Origin of the sequence: Streptomyces sp. NBC_01255 (assembly GCF_036226445.1) — a bacterium.
GTDB lineage: Bacteria > Actinomycetota > Actinomycetes > Streptomycetales > Streptomycetaceae > Streptomyces.
The window spans coordinates 6,396,474-6,417,060 of the sequence record NZ_CP108474.1; the positions used below are offsets into that span (position 1 = coordinate 6,396,474).

The window sequence follows — 20,587 nt, forward strand, 5'->3', positions numbered from 1 at the left end:
CGACCGTGCTCGGCCCTGTTCCCCCGGCGCGCCCCTTCGGCTCACTCGCCGGAGGGTTACGCGTCGATCGCGAGGCGGGAACGCAGCAGGGCGGCCAGGGACGCCGCGAACTCGACCGGTTCCACCGGAAGGGTGATCGCGGCGTCCGCGCGGCTCCAGGTGGCCAGCCAGGCGTCCTGGGGGCGCCCGATGAGCAGCAGCACCGGCGGGCAGCGGAAGATCTCGTCCTTGATCTGCCGGCAGACGCCCATACCGCCGGCGGGCACCGCCTCGCCGTCCAGGACGCAGACGTCGATACCGCCCTCGTCCAGGTGCTTCAGCACCGCCGGCAGCGTCGCGCACTCCACGAACTCGACCGGCGGGACGTCGGCCGCGGGCCTGCGCCCGGCGGCGAGGCGCACCTGCGCGCGGGTGTTCGCGTCGTCGCTGTAGACCAGGACCGTGGCACTCGACTGCATCGTTCCTCCGTGGGGAAGTCCGTGGGAAGGTCGTCGATCGATGCGCGGGATGCTACTCCGGTCCACACCCCGTCAACACCCGTTCAGCACCTGTTCGAAGGGGCTTCCGATGGGCCGTTCGGGCTGGACACGCCCCCCTGACACTCCGAACGGCACCCCCCGGAGTGAGGGCGGGATAAGCGACCGACATAATGTCGGTCGTGGCGACAGTAACGACAGTAGAAACAGGGCACGCGCACCCGTCGGTCAATCGACCGAACCTCACCAGCGTCGGAACCATCATCTGGTTGAGCTCCGAGCTGATGTTCTTCGCGGCCCTCTTCGCGATGTACTTCACCCTGCGATCGGTGACCGGTCCCGAGTTCTGGGCGGAAAAGGCCTCGGCCTTGGCCTTCCCGTTCTCGGCGGCCAACACCACGATCCTGGTGCTCTCCTCCCTCACCTGTCAGCTCGGCGTATTCGCTGCCGAGCGGGGCGACGTGAAGAAGCTCAGGACGTGGTTCATCATCACGTTCGTGATGGGTGCGATCTTCATCGGCGGCCAGGTCTTCGAGTACACCGAGCTGGTCAAGCACGAGGGCCTCTCGCTCTCGTCGGACCCGTACGGCTCCGTGTTCTACCTGACCACCGGCTTCCACGGCCTGCACGTGACGGGCGGTCTCATCGCCTTCCTGCTGGTCCTCGGCCGGACGTACGCCGCCAAGAGGTTCACCCACGAGCAGGCAACCGCCGCCATCGTCGTGTCCTACTACTGGCACTTCGTCGATGTCGTCTGGATCGGCCTCTTCGCCACGATCTACATGATCAAGTAATCGGTTCCGCCTCCCGGCGGACCGAGACATCCAGCAAGCATCGACGCAGAAGATCCTGACACCGGGGTAATCCGTGAAAAAGCTCTCCGCACGACGACGCCATCCGCTGGCGGCGGTCGTCGTCCTCCTACTCGCGCTGGCGGCCACTGGGGGGCTGTACGCCGCGTTCGCGCCCGCGGGCACGGCGAAGGCCGATGAAACCGCCCAGTCCCTCGCGATCGAGGAGGGCAAGAAGCTCTACTCCGTCGGCTGCGCCAGCTGCCACGGAACCGGCGGTCAGGGCACCTCTGACGGCCCGTCCCTCGTCGGCGTCGGTTCGGCCTCCGTCGACTTCCAGGTCGGCACGGGCCGCATGCCGGCCCAGCAGCCGGGCGCCCAGGTCCCGAAGAAGAAGGTCATCTACTCGCAGGCCGACATCGATCAGCTCGCGGCGTACGTGGCCTCCCTCGGCGCGGGCCCGATCACGCCGACGCCGGAGCAGTACGACCCTTCCGGTGCCGACATCGCCAAGGGTGGCGAGCTGTTCCGCAACAACTGTGCCCAGTGCCACAACTTCACCGGTGAGGGCGGCGCGCTGAGCAACGGCAAGTACGCCCCCAACCTCGAAGGCGTGAGCCCGAAGCACCTGTACGAGGCCATGCAGACCGGCCCGCAGAACATGCCCTCCTTCCCGGACACGACCATGCCGGAGAAGCAGAAGCAGGACATCATCGCGTACGTCCAGGCCGTCAACAGCGACAAGGCCGACAGCCCGGGCGGTCTCTCGCTCGGTGGCCTCGGCCCCGTCTCCGAGGGTCTGTTCGCCTGGGTCTTCGGTCTGGGTGCGCTCATCGCAGTTGCCGTCTGGGTCGCGGCCCACACCGCTAAGGCCAAGAAGTCATGAGTACCCAAGAGATTCCAGAAGAGAACCTGCCGGCAGGGCAGGACACCGCGCACGGCGCGGTGAAGGTCGCCGACGACCCGTTCGCCGACCCGGGCCTTCCGCCCCACAAGCCGCGCATCCAGGACATCGACGAGCGGGCCGCCCGCCGGTCCGAGCGTGCGGTCGCCTTCATGTTCGTGCTGTCGATGCTGGCCACCGTCGGCTTCATCGCCTCGTACGTGATCTTCCCGGTCGACAAGATCGTGTACATCTGGCCCTTCGGCCGGGTGTCCGCGCTCAACTTCGCCCTGGGCTGGACGCTCGGCCTGGCTCTCTTCTTCATCGGCGCGGGGGCGGTCCACTGGGCCCGCACCCTGATGTCCGACGTCGAGGTCGCCGACGAGCGTCACCCGATGGCGGCGTCGCCCGAGGTCAAGGCGCAGGTCATGGCGGACTTCGCGGCCGGTGCCGCCGAGTCCGGCTTCGGCCGCCGCAAGCTCATCCGCAACACGATGTTCGGTGCGCTGGCGCTCGTCCCGCTCTCCGGCGTCATGCTCCTGCGTGACATGGGTCCGCTGCCCGAGAAGAAGCTCCGGACCACCAAGTGGGCCCGCGGCAAGCAGCTGATCAACATGAACACGCACGAGCCGCTGCGTCCCGAGGACGTCGCGGTCGGTTCGCTGACCTTCGCGATGCCCGAGGGCATGTCGGAGCACGACCACGACTTCCAGACCGAGATCGCCAAGGCTGCCCTGATGATCGTCCGGATCCAGCCGGAGGACATCAAGGACAAGCGCGAGCTCGAGTGGTCGCACCAGGGCGTGGTCGCCTTCTCGAAGATCTGCACCCACGTGGGTTGCCCGATCTCCCTGTACGAGCAGCAGACGCATCACGTGCTCTGCCCGTGCCACCAGTCCACCTTCGACCTCTCCGACGGCGCCCGCGTCATCTTCGGCCCGGCCGGTCACGCCCTTCCGCAGCTGCGGATCGGTGTGAACGACAAGGGCTTCCTGGAGGCGCTCGGCGACTTCGACGAGCCCGTCGGTCCTGCCTTCTGGGAGCGCGGATGAGCACCGTGACCGATACGAACAAGAAGGCACCCGCCGGTGAGCGGGTCGCCGACTGGGCCGACGGTCGCCTGGGGATCTACACGCTGGCCAAGGCCAACATGCGGAAGATCTTCCCGGACCACTGGTCCTTCATGCTGGGCGAGATCTGCCTCTACAGCTTCCTCATCATCATCCTGACGGGCGTCTATCTGACGATGTTCTTCCACCCGTCGATGAACGAGGTGGAGTACGTCGGACCGTACGTCCCGCTCCAGGGACAGCTGATGTCCGAGGCGTTCAACTCGACCATGCACATCTCCTTCGAGGTGCGCGGTGGTCTGCTGATCCGGCAGATCCACCACTGGGCGGCGCTGATCTTCCTCGCCGGCATGTTCGTGCACATGATGCGCGTGTTCTTCACCGGCGCGTTCCGCAAGCCGCGTGAGATCAACTGGCTGTTCGGCTTCCTGCTGTTCTTCCTGGGCATGTTCACCGGTTTCACCGGTTACTCGCTCCCGGACGACCTGCTCTCCGGCACCGGTGTCCGCTTCATGCAGGGCGCGATCCTGTCGGTGCCGGTCGTCGGCACCTACCTCTCGATGTTCCTGTTCGGCGGGGAGTTCCCCGGCGGCGACTTCGTGGCCCGGTTCTACTCGGCGCACGTGCTCCTGCTGCCCGGCATCATGCTGGGCCTGGTGGTCGCCCACCTCATCCTGGTGGTCGTCCACAAGCACACGCACTACGAGGGCCCCGGCCGCACGAACAAGAACGTCGTCGGCATGCCGCTGCTGCCCGTGTACATGGCGAAGGCCGGAGGCTTCTTCTTCCTGGTCTTCGGTGTCATCGCGGTCATCTCGGCGATCGCCTCGATCAACCCGATCTGGGCCCTCGGCCCGTACCGACCGGACCAGGTGTCCACCGGCGCCCAGCCCGACTGGTACATGGGCTTCGCCGAGGGTCTGATCCGTGTCATGCCGGGCTGGGAGATCAACCTCTGGGGCCACACGCTCGTCCTGGGCGTGATGATCCCGCTGGCGATCTTCCCGGCGGTGCTCGGCGCGATCGCGGTGTACCCGTTCATCGAGTCCTGGATCACCGGCGACAAGCGCGAGCACCACATCTCGCAGCGCCCGCGCAACGCTCCGACGCGCACCGGCTTCGGTGTCGCCTGGATCACCGCGTACATGATCATGCTCGTGGGTGGTGGAAACGACCTCTGGGCGACCCACTTCCACCTGTCGATCAACTCGATCACCTGGTTCGTGCGGATCTTCTTCTTCGTCGGCCCGGTCATCGCGTTCATCGTCACCAAGCGGATCTGCCTCGGCCTCCAGCGCCGGGACAAGGACAAGGTGCTGCACGGCCGCGAGTCGGGCATCATCAAGCGCCTGCCGCACGGTGAGTTCGTCGAGGTCCACGAGCCGCTCAGCCAGGGCGAGCTGCACCGCCTCACGGCGCACGAGCAGTACGAGCCCGCGGCGCTGCCGCCGGCCGTCGACGAGAACGGCGTGGAGCGCAAGATCGGCGCGATCGAGAAGCTCCGGGTCAAGCTCAACAAGGGCTACTACGGCGGCGACAGCCAGGTCGCCAAGCCCACCTCGGAGGAGTACAAGGAGATCCAGAGCGGCCACGGCCACCACTGATCCCCTGACCTTCCGATGACGTAGGTCGCCACGGTGAGAGCCCCGTCCATTCGATGGACGGGGCTCTTCGCCGTCTCCCGGGCTCGATAGGGTGGCACTTGTCTTTCCCTACGTGACGATCCAGGAGCTGCCATGAGCGCTGCGACCCCCGCTGGAGGACCTACGTCGGCGGGCCGCTCCTGGCCCGTCCTCCTGAACGGCCTGCTCGACGGCCGCGACCTCGCCGCCGACGACACGGCCTGGGCGATGGACCTGATCATGCGCGGCGAGGCCACCGACGCCCAGATCGCCGGATTCATGGTGGCGCTGCGGGCCAAGGGCGAGACGGTCGCGGAGATCACCGGCCTCGTACGGAGCATGTACGAGCACGCCAACGTGATCGAGGTGCCGGGTCCCGCCGTCGACATCGTCGGCACCGGCGGCGACGGCGCCAAGACCGTCAACATCTCCACGATGGCGTCGATCGTGGCCGCCGGCACGGGTGCGAAGGTCGTCAAGCACGGCAACCGCGCCGCGTCCTCCGCCTCCGGCTCCTCCGACGTGCTGGAGAAGCTCGGCATCAATCTGCATCTGACCCCGCAGCGGGTCGCCGAGGTCGCCGAGGAAGCCGGCATCACCATCTGCTTCGCGGTGAAGTTCCACCCGGCGCTGCGGCACGTCGCCGCCGCGCGCGGCCAGCTGGGGATCCGCACGACCTTCAACGTCCTCGGCCCGCTGACCAACCCGGCCAAGGTACGGGCCCAGGCCGTCGGCGTCGCCGACGCACGCATGGCGCCGATCGTGGCCGGGGTCTTCGCCGAGCGCGGCAACTCCGCCCTGGTCTTCCGCGGCGACGACGGCCTGGACGAGCTGACGACCACCTCCACCTCCCGGGTGTGGGTCGTCCGCGGCGGCACGGTCACCGAGGAGCGCTTCGACCCGCGGGACGTGGGCATCGACCTCGTACCCCTGGAGGCGCTGCGCGGCGCGGACGCCTCGTTCAACGCCGACGTGGCCCGGCGGCTGCTCGCGGGGGAGACCGGGCCCGTACGGGACGCGGTGCTCCTCAACACCGCGGCCGCGCTCACCGCGCTCGAACCGGGCGAGGGCACCCTCGTGGAGCAGCTGCGGGCCGGCATCGCGAAGGGCGCCGAGGCGATCGACTCAGGGGCGGCCCGCCGGGCCCTGGAGCGCTGGATCGCCGCCAGCAACGCGTAGTTCGCCCCCAAGGCCCCGGTCCAGCATGCGGACCGGGGTCTTGCGCATCGGCGATCATGTGGCAGGATGCATGCCAGGTCATGAGTGACAGCTACGAAGCCCCGGCTTGCTGTCCGGCAACCCTCCGTCCGTGGCGGGGTGCCCCGGGTGAAGACCAGGCCGTAGACAGCAAGGTCTACGGCAAGCGCGGGCCCCTCGACACACCAGGGGTCCTGGTCTCTCGAGGAGCTTTTTCCGTGAGCAAGCGAATGCGATAGGGCGAATCCGCCCCTACTTCACCCTCGGATCAGGGTCACTTTCGCGTACCCCCATGTCTTCCGAGGCATCACCCGTACCCCGCCGTGTCCGGCCGCGTACGGGATCACCGAAGCCATTCCGCACCGCCCGCCGGGAGATACCGCCATGTCCGCATACCCGAACGCCGCCGTCGACACCGCCGCCGTCGAGACCTCCGTCGAGGTCTCCGGCTCCGAGTCCGCCGACCCCTGCTGCGCCGCCCCGCTGCCCGTCCTCGGCCGGGACGTCACCGTCCCGCTCGTCACCGGCGGCGAAGTGACCTACGCGGCGCTCGACTACGCCGCCAGCGCCCCGGCGCTCCAGCGGGTGTGGGACGACGTCGCCGCGTACGCCCCCTACTACGGCAGCGTCCACCGCGGCGCCGGCTACCTCTCCCAGCTCTCCACCGACCTCTTCGAGAACAGCCGCGTCACCGTCGCCGAGTTCCTCGACTGCCGCCCCGGCGACCAGGTCGTCTTCACCCGCTCCACCACCGACTCGCTCAACCTGCTCGCCCGAGCCGTCCCGGCCGGTTGCGAGGTCTTCGTCTTCGAGACCGAACACCACGCCTCGCTCCTTCCGTGGCAGGACGCCCGCGTCACCTACCTCAACGCGCCGCGCACCCCGGCGCAGGCCGTCGAGACCCTGGAGCGGGCGCTCGCCGACCGTGACCCGTACGGCCCCGCCCTGGTCTGCGTCACCGGCGCGTCGAACGTCACCGGTGAACTGTGGCCGGTGAAGGAGCTCGCCGCCGCCGCGCACGCCCACGGCGCCCGGATCGTGCTCGACGCCGCCCAGCTCGCGCCCCACCACCCCGTCTCCGTACAGGAGTTGGACGTGGACTGGGTCGCCTTCTCCGGACACAAGCTGTACGCGCCCTTCGGCTCGGGCGTCCTCGCGGGCCGCTCCGACTGGCTCCAGGACGCCGAGCCGTACCTCGCCGGCGGCGGCGCCTCCCGCACGGTGGCGCGCCGGGCCGACGGCGGCGTGGACGTCGAGTGGCACACCACCGCCGCCCGCCACGAGGCCGGCTCCCCGAACGTCATCGGCGTCTACTCCATCGCCTCCGCCTGCAAGGCGCTCACCGAGGCGGGCTTCGACCAGCTGGTCGCCCGCGAGCAGCACCTGATCGACACGGTGCGCGCGGGCCTCGCCGAGGTTCCCGAGGTCAAGGTGCTCTCGCTCTTCGGCGACGACGCGCCCCGCGTGGGCGTCATCTCCTTCGTCGTGGAGGGCTGGAACAGCTCCCACTTCGCCGCCGCGCTCTCCGCCGAGTACGGCATCGGCGTCCGCGACGGCCTGTTCTGCGCCCACCCGCTGGTCCGCACCCTGCTCGGCAGCGACCCGCAGGACCCGGGCGAGTGCGGCGCCCCCGAGGCCGCGCCCGGCGAGCGTTCGCTCAACGCCATCCGGGTGAGCTTCGGCGCCGGTACGCCGGACGAGCACGTGGAGCGGTTCGTCGGCGCCGTGAAGGAGCTCGTCCGGGACGGCGCGCAGTGGAAGTACCGCACCGAGGACGGCCGCTGCGTCCCGGACCGCGGCTGACCAGTCACTCGTACGGGTGAAGGGGGCCTCCCGAGCGGGAGACCCCCTTCACCCGTGACGCGTGCGCGGCCTCAGGACTCCAGGCCGATGGCGAAGGCCGCCTCCAGGTCGTGCTGGGAGTACGTACGGAACGCCACGTGCGTGTCCGTGGCCTCGACGCCGGGGATCTTGCTGATGCTTCCGGGGATCACGTCCGCCAGGTCGTCGTGGCGCGACACCCGGACCATGGCGATCAGGTCGTAGGTGCCGGTCACCGAGAAGACCTCGCTGACGCTGTCGAGCGCGGCGATCGACTCGGCGATCTCGGGGATGCGGTCCACGCTGGTCTTGATGAGCACGATCGCGGTGATCACGGCTGGCTTTCTCCCTCGGTCGCCGCGGCTGGAGCCTTCACTCTATCCCCACCCCGGTAGCGGCCCCAGGCGTAGAGGAAGCCGACGGAGAAGCCCACCACATGGGACAGATAGGCGATGCCGGGTCCCGGTCCGGCCGCTCGCGCCGCCAGCCACTGGAGCACGAACCAGAAGATCAGCACGATCCAGGCGGGGAAGCGCAGCGGCAGGAAGAAGAGGAAGGGGAAGAGGCTGGTCACACGGGAGCGCGGGAAGAGGAAGAGGAAGGCCCCGAGCACCCCGGAGATCGCCCCGGACGCCCCGACGAGCGTCTGCTCGCTGTTCGCGTGCGCCACCGCGTACCCGACGAGGGCGAGGTAGCCGGTGCCCAGGTAGAAGAGGGCGAACGCGACGGGGCCCATGCGCTCCTCGGCCATCGCGCCGAAGACGTAGAGGAACAGCATGTTCCCGAGCAGGTGGAGCCAGCTGCCGTGGACGAAGAGCGCGGTGAACGGCGTGAGCAGGGCGCGGGGTTCGCCGCTCATCAGCTCGGCGGGGACCACGCCCCAGCGGCGGAAGTACGTGCCCTGGGCCGCCAGGAGCGCGTCGCCCGTGCCGTACACCGGGTTGAGTCCGGAGACCGGGCTCAGCGCGAAGAGCAGACAGCAGGCGGCGATCAGGCCGTAGGTCACCGTGGGGCCGCCGCGCGTGCCCCGCCAGGCACCGAGAGCCGTCGCTCGCCAGTCGATCATGGACAGATCATGGCGTACCGGGGTCGAACTGGACAGAGTGCCTCGCCGTGCTCCGGTGCACCGGCGAGGCCGTAGGGTAACGGGCAGTACAACCGCAGTTCGACGGCGCACCGCGGCTCCCGCACCTGGTACAGGCAACAGGAAGAAGGACGGCACGATGACGACGGTTCCCCTGCCGACCGCCGAGACCCGCTGGCGCTGCACGCTGTGCGGCAATCTGACCCGCTTCGACGTGACCCGCTCCTCCAAGGTCGTGGAGTACGTCCATCTGGACCTCGCGGGCGACCCGACGGTCGAGGAGCGGCAGGTGGTCAGTGAGACCATCGAGTCGGTCCGCTGCCGCTGGTGCAACGCGGTGGACCAGATCGAACTGGTGGACAGGCCGGGCGCCGCCTCCTGAGGGACGGCGCGGACGACATAGGGGTGACGGATCGTGGAGCAGCCCGCGCACGGTGGAGAGCCGGCCGGCGCGGCAGGTGACGCTGCCGAGACGCTCGACCACCCACTGACGGAAGGTGTACGTCGGAGGGTCGTCGCGCTGGTCGCGGACGCCTTCGGCGGGCTGACCGTCGCGGAGCTGCCGGCCCCCCTGCGGCAGTACGCCCGGTTCACCGCGAGCCGGCGGGCCAAGTTCGCCGGCAACGCGATGGCGGCCGCCCTGGAGAGCGACCCGCTCTTCCGACAGCGGATCGGCGAGCGCTTCAAGCAGTCCCAGCCCGAACTGGCCGGGGCCGTCGAGACGGGCACCCCGCCCGCCGCCGCCGACCCGGTCGACGTGGCCGCGGCCGCCTATGTGCTGCGCCCGGCCGGCTGGGTCAAGCTCGTGGCCGCCGCGGGCGAGGAGGCCCTGCGGGCGGACGCCGAGCGGGCCGACGAAGCCGGACGGCGCGAGCTGGAGCGGCTGCGCGAGGAGCTCGCCGCCGCCAAGGACCGCTCCCGCGGCGAGACGGAGCAGTTGCGCCACGATCTGGACGCCGCCCGCAAGGAAGCGGAATCGCTTCACCGCAAGCTGCGCAGCGCCCAGAGCGACGTGAAGCGCGGCGAGGCCGCGATGCGCCGCGCGCAGGGCGAGATCGATGCGGCGAAGGCGGAGGCCGCCGCCCAGGTGTCGGCCGCCGAGAGCGAGAGCCGGCGGCTCAAGGCCCGGCTCGGCGAGGTGGAAGCGGCCCTGGAGGCGAGCCGCAGGACCGCCCGTGAGGGCCGCTCCGTGGAGGACATGCGGCTGCGGCTGCTGCTCGACACGGTGCTGGACGCGGCCCAGGGGCTGCGCCGCGAACTGGCACTGCCGCCCGTGTCCGTACATCCGGCGGACACCGTGGACGCGGTGGAGCCGGGGCGGATGTCCCCGAAGGACATCGCGGCGCGGGCGCTCTCCGAGACCGATCCGGCGCTGCTCGACCAGTTGCTCGCGCTGCCTCAGGCCCATCTGGTCGTCGACGGCTACAACGTCACCAAGACCGGCTATCCGACGATGCCGCTGGAGAAGCAGCGGCTGCGGCTGCTCGGGAGCCTCTCGGCCCTCGCGGCCCGGTCGGGCGCCGAGGTCACCTGTGTCTTCGACGGGGCCGAGCTGGCGGCGCCGGTGCTGCTCGCGCCGCCGCGCGGGGTGCGGGTGCTCTTCTCCAAGCCCGGTGTCACGGCGGACGAGTTGATCCGGCAGCTGGTGCGGGCCGAGCCGCCGGGGCGCCCCGTGGTGGTGGTCTCCACCGACCGCGAGGTCGCCGACGGGGTCGCGAAGGCGGGTGCGCGGCCGGTGGCGTCCGCCTTGTTGCTGAAGCGGCTTTCGCGGCTCTCGTAGCCACCTCGTAACTCCTGGGCGTTTTGCCCGAATTCTGGATGGCGCACCGTCAAGTCGCCATCACTGCCCGTACGGTGTGTGTAAACAAAGTGCTGCGTGGGCAATATTTTTGCCAGTGGGATTTGAACTGATCACAACTTGGTCACTAGGGTCAGGCTTCGAACCTTCGCGCGGTCGATCACCCATCCGGGGTGACGGCGGAGGAACCGCCTGCCCCTCACGGGTCGGGCGGCTCTGAGGAAGAAGGAGCTCGCCTTCGTGGCGTCCCACCGTCGACCCAAGCAGCCGAGCCGTGCCCGTGTGACCGTGCTCACCGCGGCCGCGGCCGCCGCCGTCGCACTCTCCGCCCAGTCCGGAGCCCAGGCGGCCCCCAAGCCCAAGATCGACGAGGTCAAGTCGAAGGTCGACGAGCTCCACCACGAGGCCGAAGAGGCCACGGAGCAGTACAACCAGGCCGAGGAGCGCCGCGGCAAGCTCCAGGAGGAGATCAGCAACCTCCAGGACAAGGTCGCCCGCGGTCAGCAGGAGCTCAACACCCTGCGCGACCAGATCGGTTCGGTCGCCACCGCGCAGTACCGCTCCGGTGGCATCGACCCGGCGCTCCAGCTCTTCCTCTCCGCCGACCCGGACACCTACCTCGACAAGGCGTCCGCGATCGACCAGCTGAGCGCCCAGCAGGCCGACGTCCTCACCTCGATCCAGGCCAAGCAGCGGACCCTCGCGCAGCAGCGCGCCGAGGCGACCACGAAGCTGGCCGACCTCGAGGACGTCCGCAAGACGCTCGGCGAGAAGAAGAAGAAGTACCAGGGCAAGCTCGCCGACGCGCGACAGCTCCTCAACACCCTCACGGCGGCCGAGAAGGCCAAGCTGGAGCAGGAGGAGCGGGCGAAGGAGCAGCGGGCCAGCCGCGCTGCCAACGAGCGGGTCGACCTGGGCAACGAGGCCCCCGCTTCCGGTCTGGGCGGCCGGGCGCTCGCCGCCGCCGCCACGCAGATCGGCAAGCCGTACGCCTCCGGCCAGGAGGGCCCGAACTCGTACGACTGCTCCGGTCTGACCCAGTGGGCCTACGGCCAGGCCGGCGCCAACATCAGCCGCGTCACCTACACCCAGCAGAACGACGGCCAGAAGATCGGCCGCAGCCAGCTCGCGCCGGGCGACCTGGTCTTCTTCAACGGGCTGTCGCACGTGGGTCTGTACGTGGGCAACAACACGATCCTGCACGCCCCCAAGCCGGGCGCCAACGTCCGGTACGAGTCGATGAGCTACATGGGCACGTTCCAGTTCGGTGTCCGCGTCGGAGGCTGACACGCCCCGCCCCGGCATGCCGCCCAAACGGGTGGTTCGGCCGGACACGTGCTGACCTGACGCCCCGCCGGTGACCTGTGATCTCCGGCGGGGCGTCACTTTGTGTGCCCGGCGGCTTCGTTGGACGCGACGTGATCAGCGGCTACTGTCTGCCGCGCCAGTCTGCGTCGAGCCGAACGGAGCGCGATTAGTGGCGTCCCACCGCCGACCCGCGAGGGTCACCGTCCTGACCGCAGCCGCCGCGGCCACCGCGGCGGCGTCCCTCGGGGCCGTCCCCGCGAGCGCCGACCCGGGGCCCACGAGCGCGGCCACCCGGGCCACGGTCGACCGCCTCTTCGAGGAGGCCGAGAAGGCCACCGAGGGCTACAACAAGGCGGACGAGAAGACGGACGCGCTGCGCAGGACGGTCTCCCGGGCGCAGGACGGACTCGCCCGCGGCCAGGAGCGCATCAACCACATGCGGGGCGCCCTCGGCGCGGTCGCCGGGGCCCAGTACCGCTCCGGCGGCATCGACCCGGCCCTCGCGCTGCTGCTCTCCTCCGACCCGGACAGCTACCTGGAACGCGCCTCCGCCCTCGACCGTGCCACCGCCCGGCAGGGCGCCGCGCTCAGCGAGCTCCAGCGGGAGCAGCGCAGGCTGAACCAGAGGCGGGACGAGGCGCGCACCGCCCTCGCCGAGCTGGAGCGCAGCCGGGCCGACGTCGCCCGCCACAAGCGCGCCGTCGAGCGCAAGCTCGCCGAGGCCCGCCGGATCCTCGCCTCCCTCACCGTCGAGGAGCGCGCCGACTACGACCGCGCCTCCCGCTCCGGCGGGCGCGCGGACGCCACCGGGGAGCTGCCGCCCCTCGCCGACCTCGGCCCCGGCTCCTCGCGGGCCTCCGCCGCGGTGATCGCCGCCCGCAGCGCGATCGGCAAGCCGTACGTCTGGGGGGCGACCGGGCCCACCGGCTTCGACTGCTCGGGCCTGATGGTCTGGTCGTACCGGCAGGCCGGGATCAGCCTGCCGCGCACCTCCTCGGCCCAGCGGTACGCGGGCCGGCAGGTGCCGCTCTCGCAGGCGCAGCCCGGCGACCTGGTCACGTACCGCGGCGACGCCAGCCATGTGGGGATCTACGCGGGCAACGGACAGGTCATCCACGCCCCCTATCCGGGGGCGCGGGTCCGCTACGACCCGGTGAACATGATGTCGAACGTGACGGTGACGCGAGTCTGAGCCCGGGGCGGAGCGCCGATCCCGCAGTACCGGAAGCGGTACCGGCCGGTCCGACCGTACGATCGGGGGCGTGGCAGGTCAGGGGTGTGGAGCGCGGCGACCGGCCGTGGCCTGCCTGCTCGCCCTGCTGCTCACGCTCACGGGCCTCGCCGGCTGCACGGCGGGCGGCTCCGGCGGCCCGGCCACGGCCGTGGTGTCCCGGGAGATACAGACGCTCCTCGACACGCACGCCAGGGCGCTCCTCGACCGTGACGAACCCGCCTTCCGGGCCGCCCTCGACCCCGCGTACGCGCCGACCGCCCTCACCGAGTTCCGGCGGCTCGGGAAGGTGCCGCTCGACGACTGGAGGTACCGGGTCACCGGCGTCGAACGCACCGGCGAGGGCCGGGCGACCGTCCGCGCGGAGCTCGGTTACCGGCTCGCGGACCACGACATCGGCTTCGCGACCAGTCGCCGCGTCCTCGACCTGGCCGAGCGGGACGGGCACTGGTACATGACCGGTGACCGGCCCGCGGAGGGCGCGCCGCGGCAGCTGTGGGAGCAGGGGGACGTACGGACCGTCCGGGGCTCCCGCTCGCTGGTCCTCGGCGTCGGCCAGGACCCGGAGCGGCTCCAGGAGATAGCGGCGGCGGCTGATCGGGCGATCCCCGTCGTGAGCGAGGCCTGGCCCTCGGCGTGGGCCGACGCGGTCGTCGTCCTCGTCCCCGGCTCGCTGGAGGCGATGGGCGGGCTCCTCGGGGCGCCGGGCAGCTCCTACCGGGGGATCGCCGCCGTCACCACGGGGGAGACCGCGGGCGGGGCGGACGCGCCCGCGGACCGGGTCATCGTCAACCCCGAGGCGTACGGGCTCCTCGGAGCCTTCGGCCGGCAGCTCGTCCTCACCCACGAGACGGTCCACGTCGCCACCCGGGCCCACACCTCCCCGGCCACCCCGGTCTGGCTCTCCGAGGGCTTCGCCGACTGGGTCGGCTACCGGGGCACCGGCCGGACGCCCGCCCAGGCGGCCCCCGAGCTGGCCCGCGCGGTCCGCGCGGGCGAACTGCCCGCCCGGCTTCCGGAGGACGCGGACTTCGGCTTCGGCGGCGACGCGGAGGCGCTCGCGCGGGCCTACGAGGGCGGCTGGCTCGCGTGCGCGCTGATCGCGGAACGCTGGGGCGAGACGGAGCTGACCGCGTTCTACCGGGCGGTGGGGGCGCATCCGGGCCGGGAGGGCGCGGTGGAGAAGGCGCTCCAGGAGGTCCTGGACACCACACCGGAGGAATTCACGGCCGCGTGGCGGACGTACCTGGGGGAGCGGCTCGGCTGAGGCGGCGCTCGGTGTCTCCGCGGCCGGATTTCCTTCCCTCCCCCTGTAGGGGTCAGCGACCCGTGTTTCCGCTCTTCTGGTCGTCGATCCTTTTCAGGAGGGATATCCCGTCCCGCGTCTCCACTACGCGGTATCCGGCGAGGCTCGGCGAGGGGGCTTCCAGCCGGCTTCCGGTCACGCAGTCCGGGTCGGTGTTGTCGGTGACGTCGTAGATCACCCACTGGGCCGGTTCCTTCGGCGGGAAGGACCGGGGGAACAGGCACACCTCACTGACGGTGGCCCGGTCCGCGAGCTGAGCGGCCAGGCGATTCGACGCGGCCACGGTCGAGCCGTCAGGGATCTTTTCGAGCAGCTCGTCCGCCGCCTTGACGTGGGCGGTCTCGCTCGACGTCCGTGGCAGTACGAGCTCGTGCAGGGGGTGGGTGAAGAAGGTGACGCTCGTGGCCACCGCTCCGATGACGCAGGCGGGCATGACCCTTCGCGAGGGCACGCCCGTGGCCACAGCGTGAATGGCGGCGGCGAAGGCGATGGGCATGAGGACGGCGCTGTAATGGAAGCCCGTGCCCCAGTAGAAGGGGTTGTCCGCCGTGAAGCGCCAGGCGAGGGTCGGCACCGCGACCAGCAGGATCGGGGAGCGGAGGGCCAGGAAGCCGGTGGGGGCGACGATCAGGAACAGCGTCAGCCACTTGACCGGGGGCCAGAGTGCTCCGGTGACCTCCATCAGCAGGCCCGCTTCCTCGGCGGCCTCAGGCGGCCAATAGGCGAACTGCCCCAGGGGATTGAAGTACGGGAGAATCACCAGCATCTCCAGCGCCGTCGCACCGGCCCCGAAGGCGGCCACGGCGAGCCCCGTGACCCTCGGCCCCTTCCACGCCACATAGAGGCCGATCGCGGCGACCGTGAGCCCCAGGTCCTCCTTGACCAGGACCAGCGGAATCGACCACAGGGCGGCCGAGCGCCAGTTCTTCTGCCCGGCGGCACAGAGGGAAAGCGAAAGCAGCGGCACCGCGAAAGCGACTTCATGGAAGTCGAAGGAGATCAGTTCGGCGATTCCCCAGGAAGCCCCGTACGAAATGCCGATCCAGTAGGCGAACTTACGCCCCTTGACCTTGTACGCCCATTTCATCAAGGGGGTTATGGAGAAGGCGACGAGTGCCGCCTGGCAGACGAGCAGGGTGTAACTGGAGGGGAATATCTTGTAGACCGGTCCCAGCAGTGCGAGGATCGGATGGAAGTGATCCCCGAGCGTGTTGTACGCGGGCCCCTTGAGATCGGAATACGGGGCGGTGAACTCGGAGTACGACTTGACGATCTGGGTGAAGATCCCCAGGTCGTATCCGGTCGAAAGGTTTGTCACGTGGCGTCGCGCCGACGCGAGCAGGTAAATCAGGAAGAAAGCGCCGGATGTCAGAAGAGCGGCCTTTGAGAACGTCCCTGCCGCTGCTTCCGATGAGCCCTCTGTGGTTCTCTCGTCACCCCCGGTCCCTGTGCGCCGTTGAAGCGTGTCGACCGAGAGATTCGAGATATTCATGTCGGCAGGAGAACCTAACAGGGAGACAAAGGTGCCCAAGAGTACCAGCAGAGCTCTTAGGCCGGTCGGGTGAAGCTCGTACGGCTAATCCGCACCGGTCAGATCGAACCGGCCAGCACCTTCTCCTGCTCCGGCCGGCCCGCCGGGACCGGGATGTGCACCGATCCGGCGTCCGTCACGGTGTGCCGCCACAGGATGCGGCAGGCGGAGAAGGTCGCGGCGATCAGCAGGCCGTTGCGCAGGAACAGCACCGCGATGCCCAGCGGATCGCTGGACGTCACATGCGAGAACCAGACGGGGTACTCGAACTGGGTCACGGCCGTCGCCCACAGCACCAGGTGGGCGGGGCGACGCATCCGGCTCGAACGGTAGACGAGACAGACGGCGGCGAGACCGAACAGCCAGATCACGTACTGCGGCGAGATCACCCGGCTCGTCACGGTGAAGAGCAGCACCGCCACGAAGGCCGCGTCCGCCGTCGTCGAGGTCGCGAAGCGCCGGGCCTTGAAGCGCCACAGAGCCAGCCAGCCGAAGGCGGCGACCGTCAGCGCCATCGCGCCGGCCGAGACCCACGAGACGTACGGGCCGAGGAACTCCATCGAGCCGTAGTTCATCCGCGCCACACCGTCCCAGCCGAAGTGCCGGGCTATGTGGAACACCATCGCACCCAGCGACTCGACCTCCGTGCCCCGCTCGCTCTGGTACGAGAGGAAGGCCAGCGATCCCGGCATCCACGCCGTGCACAGCAGCAGCACCGCGGCCCCGCCGCCCGCCGCCGTCGACCACGACGCCCAGGTTGCCCGGCCCTTCGGAGTGCCCACGAGCAGCAGCGCCGGCCACACCTTGAGGACCGCGCCGAAGCCGGTGAGCGCCCCGAGCACCCGCGGGCTGCGGACGGCGGCCAGCAGGCCCGCCACGGCGACCGCCGTCACCATGACGTCGTACCGGGCATAGGCGGTCGGCCCGAGCAGCGGCACCGCGGCGAGCCAGAACCAGGCACCCCGCATCGACCGGCCCGGCCGGCGCCCGGTGTGGACGAGCAGTCCGAAGACGAACGCGTCGCACAGGAACGCCAGCAGGAAGAAGGCGGGGGCGTAGTCGAGGAACGGCAGCAGCGCGGGGGAGAGGATCGCCAGGGCGGCGCCGGGCGGGTACTGCCAGGTCACGTCGTCCCGGGGATACGTGCCGGACTGCAGGACCTCGAACCAGCCCCGGTAGATCTGCTCGACCTCGAACATCGCGTCCGGGCCGGGGACCACCACCACCTTGAACGTGCACAGCAGGAGGATGATCCGGGTCAGGCCCCACAGGCCGAGCGGAAGCCGCAGGCCCATGCGCGAGCCGTTCCTCACTGCGCCCGTCATGCCTGTCCTGTCCTCGTCTCGCGGTCCGCTCGCGCGGAGAGTGGTGGTGCCGGGCGGTGAGTGCCATCGCGTACTGTCGGCCACGATGGACAAGACCCTGATCGTAACCAACGACTTCCCGCCGCGACCCGGCGGAATCCAGGCGTTCCTGCACAACATGGCGCTGCGCCTGGACCCCGAACAAATCGTGGTCTACGCCTCCACATGGAAGCGAAGCCGCGACGGAGTCGAAGCGACCACTCTGTTTGACGCCGAACAGCCTTTCACGGTTGTCCGCGATCGCACCACCATGCTGTTGCCCACACCTCGGGTCACCGCCCGCGCCACCGCGCTGCTGCGCGAACACGGCTGCCGGTCCGTCTGGTTCGGCGCCGCCGCACCGCTCGGCCTGATGGCCCCCGCGCTGCGCAGAGCGGGCGCGCAGCGGCTCGTCGCCACCACCCACGGGCACGAGGCCGGCTGGGCCCAGCTGCCCGCCGCCCGACAACTGCTGCGGCGGATCGGCGAGGGCACGGACACCATCACCTACCTCGGCGAGTACACCCGCTCCCGGATCGCGGAGGCCCTCACGCCCGCCGCCGCCGCGCGGATGGTCCAGCTCCCGCCCGGTGTGGACGAGAAGACGTTCCACCCCGACTCGGGCGGCGCCGAGGTCCGCGCCCGCCTCGGGCTCACCGACCGGCCCGTCGTCGTCTGCGTCTCCCGGCTCGTCCCGCGCAAGGGCCAGGACACCCTGATCCGGGCCCTGCCGGCGATCCTCCGCCGGGTCCCGGACGCGGTCCTCCTGATCGTCGGCGGCGGCCCGTACGAGAAGGACCTGCGCCGCCTCGCCGGCGAGACCGGCGTGGCCGGATCCGTACGCTTCACCGGCGCCGTTCCCTGGGCCGAACTCCCCGCCCACTACGGGGCCGGGGACGTCTTCGCCATGCCCTGCCGCACCCGCCGCGGCGGCCTCGACGTCGAAGGCCTCGGCATCGTCTACCTGGAGGCCTCGGCCACCGGCCTCCCGGTCGTCGCCGGCGACTCCGGCGGCGCCCCCGACGCCGTCCTCGACGGCGAGACCGGCTGGGTCGTCCGCGGCGAGTCCGCCGAGGAGACCGCCGACCGCGTCGCCACCCTCCTCCTCGACCCCGAACTCCGCGCCCGCATGGGCGAGCGGGGCCGCGCCTGGGTCGAGGAGAAGTGGCGCTGGGACCTCCTCGCGGAACGGCTGCGCGAACTGCTCTGAGACATACGGAAGGGGCCCGGGGGCGATGTTCACCCCGGGCCCCTTCCGCTGCGCCGTGCGACCGGGCTCAGCCCTGGTAGATCGCCTCGATCTCGTCCGCGAACTCCCGCGCCACCACGTTCCGCTTCAGCTTCAGGGACGGGGTGATGTGGCCCGCCTCCTCGGTGAACTGGGCGGGAAGGACGCGGAACTTGCGGACCGACTCCGCCTTGGAGACCGCCGCGTTGCCGTCGTCGATCGCCCGCTGGACCTCCGCGAGGAGCTCCGCGTCGTCGCGCAGGGACGCCGCCGTCGAGCCCGCCGGCTTGCCGTGGTCGGCGGCCCAGCGGCCGAGGAACTCCTCGTCCAGGGTCACGAGCGCGCCCACGAACGGGCGCCCGTCGCCGACCACCATGCACTCCGCGACCAGCGCGTGCGCCCGGATCCGGTCCTCGATGACCGCCGGGGCGACGTTCTTGCCGCCCGCCGTCACCAGGATCTCCTTCTTGCGGCCCGTGATCGCGAGATAGCCGTCCTCGTCGAGCGTGCCGATGTCACCCGTGTGGAACCAGCCGTCCGCCAGCGCCTCGGCCGTCGCCGCCTCGTTGTTCCAGTACCGCGAGAAGATGTGCTCGCCGTGGAGCAGGACCTCGCCGTCGTCGGCGATCCGCACCACCGAGCCCGGCAGCGGCTGCCCGACCGTGCCGATCTTCTGCCGGTCCCACGGGTTGAACGCGGTCGCCGCGCACGACTCCGTCAGGCCGTACCCCTCCAGGACCGTGAAGCCGATGCCCCGGAAGAAGTGGCCGAGGCGCTCGCCCAGCGGCGCGCCGCCCGAGATCGCGTACTCGCCGCGCCCGCCGAGCACCGCCCGCAGCTTGCTGAAGACCAGCTTGTCGAAGACCTTGTGCTTGAGCCTGAGGCCGAGGGACGGGCCCTCGGGGGTCCCGATCGCCCGGCTGTACGCGATCGCCGTGTGCGCGGCCTTGTCGAAGATCTTGCCCTTGCCGTCGGCCTGCGCCTTGGCCCGCGCCGAGTTGTAGACCTTCTCGAAGACCCGCGGCACGCCCAGGATCAGCGTCGGCCGGAACGAGGCCAGCTCGTCGGTGAGGTTCTTGATGTCCGGGACGCAGCCCAGCCGGATCGGCGCCATCACGGACGCGACCTCGACGAGCCGCCCGAAGACGTGCGCGGCCGGCAGGAAGAGCAGCACCGAACACTCGCCGGTACGGAAGAGGGGCTTCAGCCGCTCCACGATGTTGCCGCACTCGGCGAAGAACGCCCGGTGGGACAGGACACAGCCCTTGGGGCGGCCGGTCGTGCCCGAGGTGTAGACGATCGTGGCCGGGTCGTCGGCGTTCGCCGCCGACATCCGCGCGTCGAGCAGCTCGTCGGAGACGTCCGCGCCGTCGGCGGTGAGCATGGCGACCGCGCCGGCGTCGATCTGCCGGATGCCCTTGAGGCCCGGGAGCTCCGCCCGGACGGACTCCACCGAGGCCTCGTGGGCCGCGCTCTCCACCAGCGCCAGCGAGGCGCCCGAGTCGCCGAGGATCCACTGGATCTGCTCCGGCGAGCTCGTCTCGTAGACCGGCACGGTCACGCCGCCCGCGCTCCAGATCGCGAAGTCGAGCAGCACCCATTCGTACCGCGTACGGGACAGCAGGGCGACCCGGTCGCCCGGCTCGACGCCCGCGGCGATCAGCCCCTTGGCGGCCCCGCGGACCTCCGCGAGGAACTGCGTCGCGGTCACGTCCGTCCAGACCCCGTCGACCTTGCGTCCCATCACGGCGACGTCTGGGTGCCGGGAGGCGTTGCGGCGGATGAGATCCGTCAGGTTGCCGTCCGTGGGGACCTCGTACAGGGCCGGAAGGCTGAACTCGCGCAAGACTGCTGCTCCTCATCGGGCGCCGGCGCCACGGCTCTGTGTGATGCACCGG

General features: G+C 70.5%; 18 protein-coding genes and 1 riboswitch. Of the genes, 12 read left to right on the plus strand and 6 right to left on the minus strand.

Annotated elements, in window-relative coordinates:
- Positions 1–56: 56 nt before the first annotated feature.
- A complete protein-coding gene (locus OG357_RS28955) occupies positions 57–458 on the minus strand; it encodes a hypothetical protein (protein WP_329623945.1) in 402 nt (133 codons plus the stop codon).
- Positions 459–649: 191 nt separating this feature from the next.
- On the opposite strand from OG357_RS28955, the gene ctaE reads away from it, so the two are divergent.
- The 6 genes from ctaE (at position 650) to OG357_RS28985 (ending at position 7,842) form a co-directional block, all read left to right on the plus strand.
- Positions 650–1,270: an aa3-type cytochrome oxidase subunit III gene (gene ctaE / locus OG357_RS28960; RefSeq protein ID WP_317594362.1), complete on the plus strand. Its 621-nt coding sequence runs from the start codon at positions 650–652 to the stop codon at positions 1,268–1,270.
- 73 nt (positions 1,271–1,343) lie between these two features.
- Positions 1,344–2,153, plus strand: a complete 810-nt coding sequence (gene qcrC / locus OG357_RS28965; RefSeq protein ID WP_329623946.1) for a cytochrome bc1 complex diheme cytochrome c subunit — start codon at positions 1,344–1,346, stop codon at positions 2,151–2,153.
- Entirely contained in the window at positions 2,150–3,202 is a 1,053-nt protein-coding gene (gene qcrA, locus OG357_RS28970; RefSeq protein WP_329623947.1) for a cytochrome bc1 complex Rieske iron-sulfur subunit, read from the plus strand. Before qcrC ends, qcrA begins: the two co-directional genes overlap by 4 nt.
- Positions 3,199–4,824: a cytochrome bc1 complex cytochrome b subunit gene (gene qcrB / locus OG357_RS28975; protein WP_329623948.1), complete on the plus strand. Its 1,626-nt coding sequence runs from the start codon at positions 3,199–3,201 to the stop codon at positions 4,822–4,824. The genes qcrA and qcrB overlap by 4 nt, the downstream gene beginning before the upstream one ends.
- Positions 4,825–4,956: 132 nt before the next feature.
- Positions 4,957–6,021: an anthranilate phosphoribosyltransferase gene (gene trpD, locus OG357_RS28980; RefSeq protein WP_329623949.1), complete on the plus strand. Its 1,065-nt coding sequence runs from the start codon at positions 4,957–4,959 to the stop codon at positions 6,019–6,021.
- Positions 6,022–6,097: 76 nt separating this feature from the next.
- Positions 6,098–6,214: riboswitch (SAM riboswitch) on the plus strand.
- A gap of 209 nt (positions 6,215–6,423) precedes the next feature.
- Positions 6,424–7,842 (plus strand): aminotransferase class V-fold PLP-dependent enzyme, encoded by a 1,419-nt coding sequence (locus tag OG357_RS28985; protein ID WP_329623950.1) that lies wholly within the window; start codon positions 6,424–6,426, stop codon positions 7,840–7,842.
- 71 nt (positions 7,843–7,913) lie between these two features.
- Here the strand turns inward: OG357_RS28985 and OG357_RS28990 are convergent, their stop codons facing one another.
- Together OG357_RS28990 and OG357_RS28995 are read right to left on the minus strand one after the other, a co-directional pair.
- A complete protein-coding gene (locus OG357_RS28990) occupies positions 7,914–8,195 on the minus strand; it encodes an Lrp/AsnC family transcriptional regulator (RefSeq protein WP_024755605.1) in 282 nt (93 codons plus the stop codon).
- Positions 8,192–8,926 carry a rhomboid family intramembrane serine protease gene (locus tag OG357_RS28995; protein ID WP_317594356.1) on the minus strand — a complete coding sequence of 245 codons (735 nt, stop codon included), beginning with the start codon at positions 8,924–8,926 and terminating at the stop codon, positions 8,192–8,194. The genes OG357_RS28990 and OG357_RS28995 overlap by 4 nt, the downstream gene beginning before the upstream one ends.
- A gap of 157 nt (positions 8,927–9,083) precedes the next feature.
- Between OG357_RS28995 and OG357_RS29000 the strand changes: the two genes are divergently transcribed.
- The 5 genes from OG357_RS29000 (at position 9,084) to OG357_RS29020 (ending at position 14,548) form a co-directional block, all read left to right on the plus strand.
- The gene (locus OG357_RS29000; protein ID WP_017238847.1) at positions 9,084–9,326 is read left to right on the plus strand and encodes a hypothetical protein; all 243 of its coding nucleotides are present in this window, start codon (positions 9,084–9,086) and stop codon (positions 9,324–9,326) included.
- A gap of 33 nt (positions 9,327–9,359) precedes the next feature.
- The gene (locus OG357_RS29005; RefSeq protein ID WP_329623951.1) at positions 9,360–10,724 is read left to right on the plus strand and encodes an NYN domain-containing protein; all 1,365 of its coding nucleotides are present in this window, start codon (positions 9,360–9,362) and stop codon (positions 10,722–10,724) included.
- A 258-nt stretch (positions 10,725–10,982) separates the two neighbouring features.
- The gene (locus OG357_RS29010) at positions 10,983–12,029 is read left to right on the plus strand and encodes a C40 family peptidase (protein WP_329623952.1); all 1,047 of its coding nucleotides are present in this window, start codon (positions 10,983–10,985) and stop codon (positions 12,027–12,029) included.
- 190 nt (positions 12,030–12,219) lie between these two features.
- Positions 12,220–13,242, plus strand: a complete 1,023-nt coding sequence (locus tag OG357_RS29015) for a C40 family peptidase (protein WP_329623953.1) — start codon at positions 12,220–12,222, stop codon at positions 13,240–13,242.
- Positions 13,243–13,312: 70 nt separating this feature from the next.
- Positions 13,313–14,548 (plus strand): hypothetical protein, encoded by a 1,236-nt coding sequence (locus tag OG357_RS29020; protein ID WP_329623954.1) that lies wholly within the window; start codon positions 13,313–13,315, stop codon positions 14,546–14,548.
- 52 nt (positions 14,549–14,600) lie between these two features.
- Here OG357_RS29020 and OG357_RS29025 read toward each other — a convergent pair whose 3' ends face one another.
- Positions 14,601–16,079: a DUF2079 domain-containing protein gene (locus OG357_RS29025; RefSeq protein WP_329623955.1), complete on the minus strand. Its 1,479-nt coding sequence runs from the start codon at positions 16,077–16,079 to the stop codon at positions 14,601–14,603.
- A 98-nt stretch (positions 16,080–16,177) separates the two neighbouring features.
- Positions 16,178–17,443, minus strand: a complete 1,266-nt coding sequence (locus OG357_RS29030; protein WP_329623956.1) for a glycosyltransferase family 87 protein — start codon at positions 17,441–17,443, stop codon at positions 16,178–16,180.
- Between the two features lie 85 nt (positions 17,444–17,528).
- Between OG357_RS29030 and OG357_RS29035 the strand changes: the two genes are divergently transcribed.
- Positions 17,529–18,671 carry a glycosyltransferase family 4 protein gene (locus OG357_RS29035; RefSeq protein WP_329623957.1) on the plus strand — a complete coding sequence of 381 codons (1,143 nt, stop codon included), beginning with the start codon at positions 17,529–17,531 and terminating at the stop codon, positions 18,669–18,671.
- Positions 18,672–18,738: 67 nt separating this feature from the next.
- Here OG357_RS29035 and OG357_RS29040 read toward each other — a convergent pair whose 3' ends face one another.
- Positions 18,739–20,535 carry an AMP-dependent synthetase/ligase gene (locus OG357_RS29040; RefSeq protein WP_329623958.1) on the minus strand — a complete coding sequence of 599 codons (1,797 nt, stop codon included), beginning with the start codon at positions 20,533–20,535 and terminating at the stop codon, positions 18,739–18,741.
- Positions 20,536–20,587 lie beyond the last annotated feature (52 nt).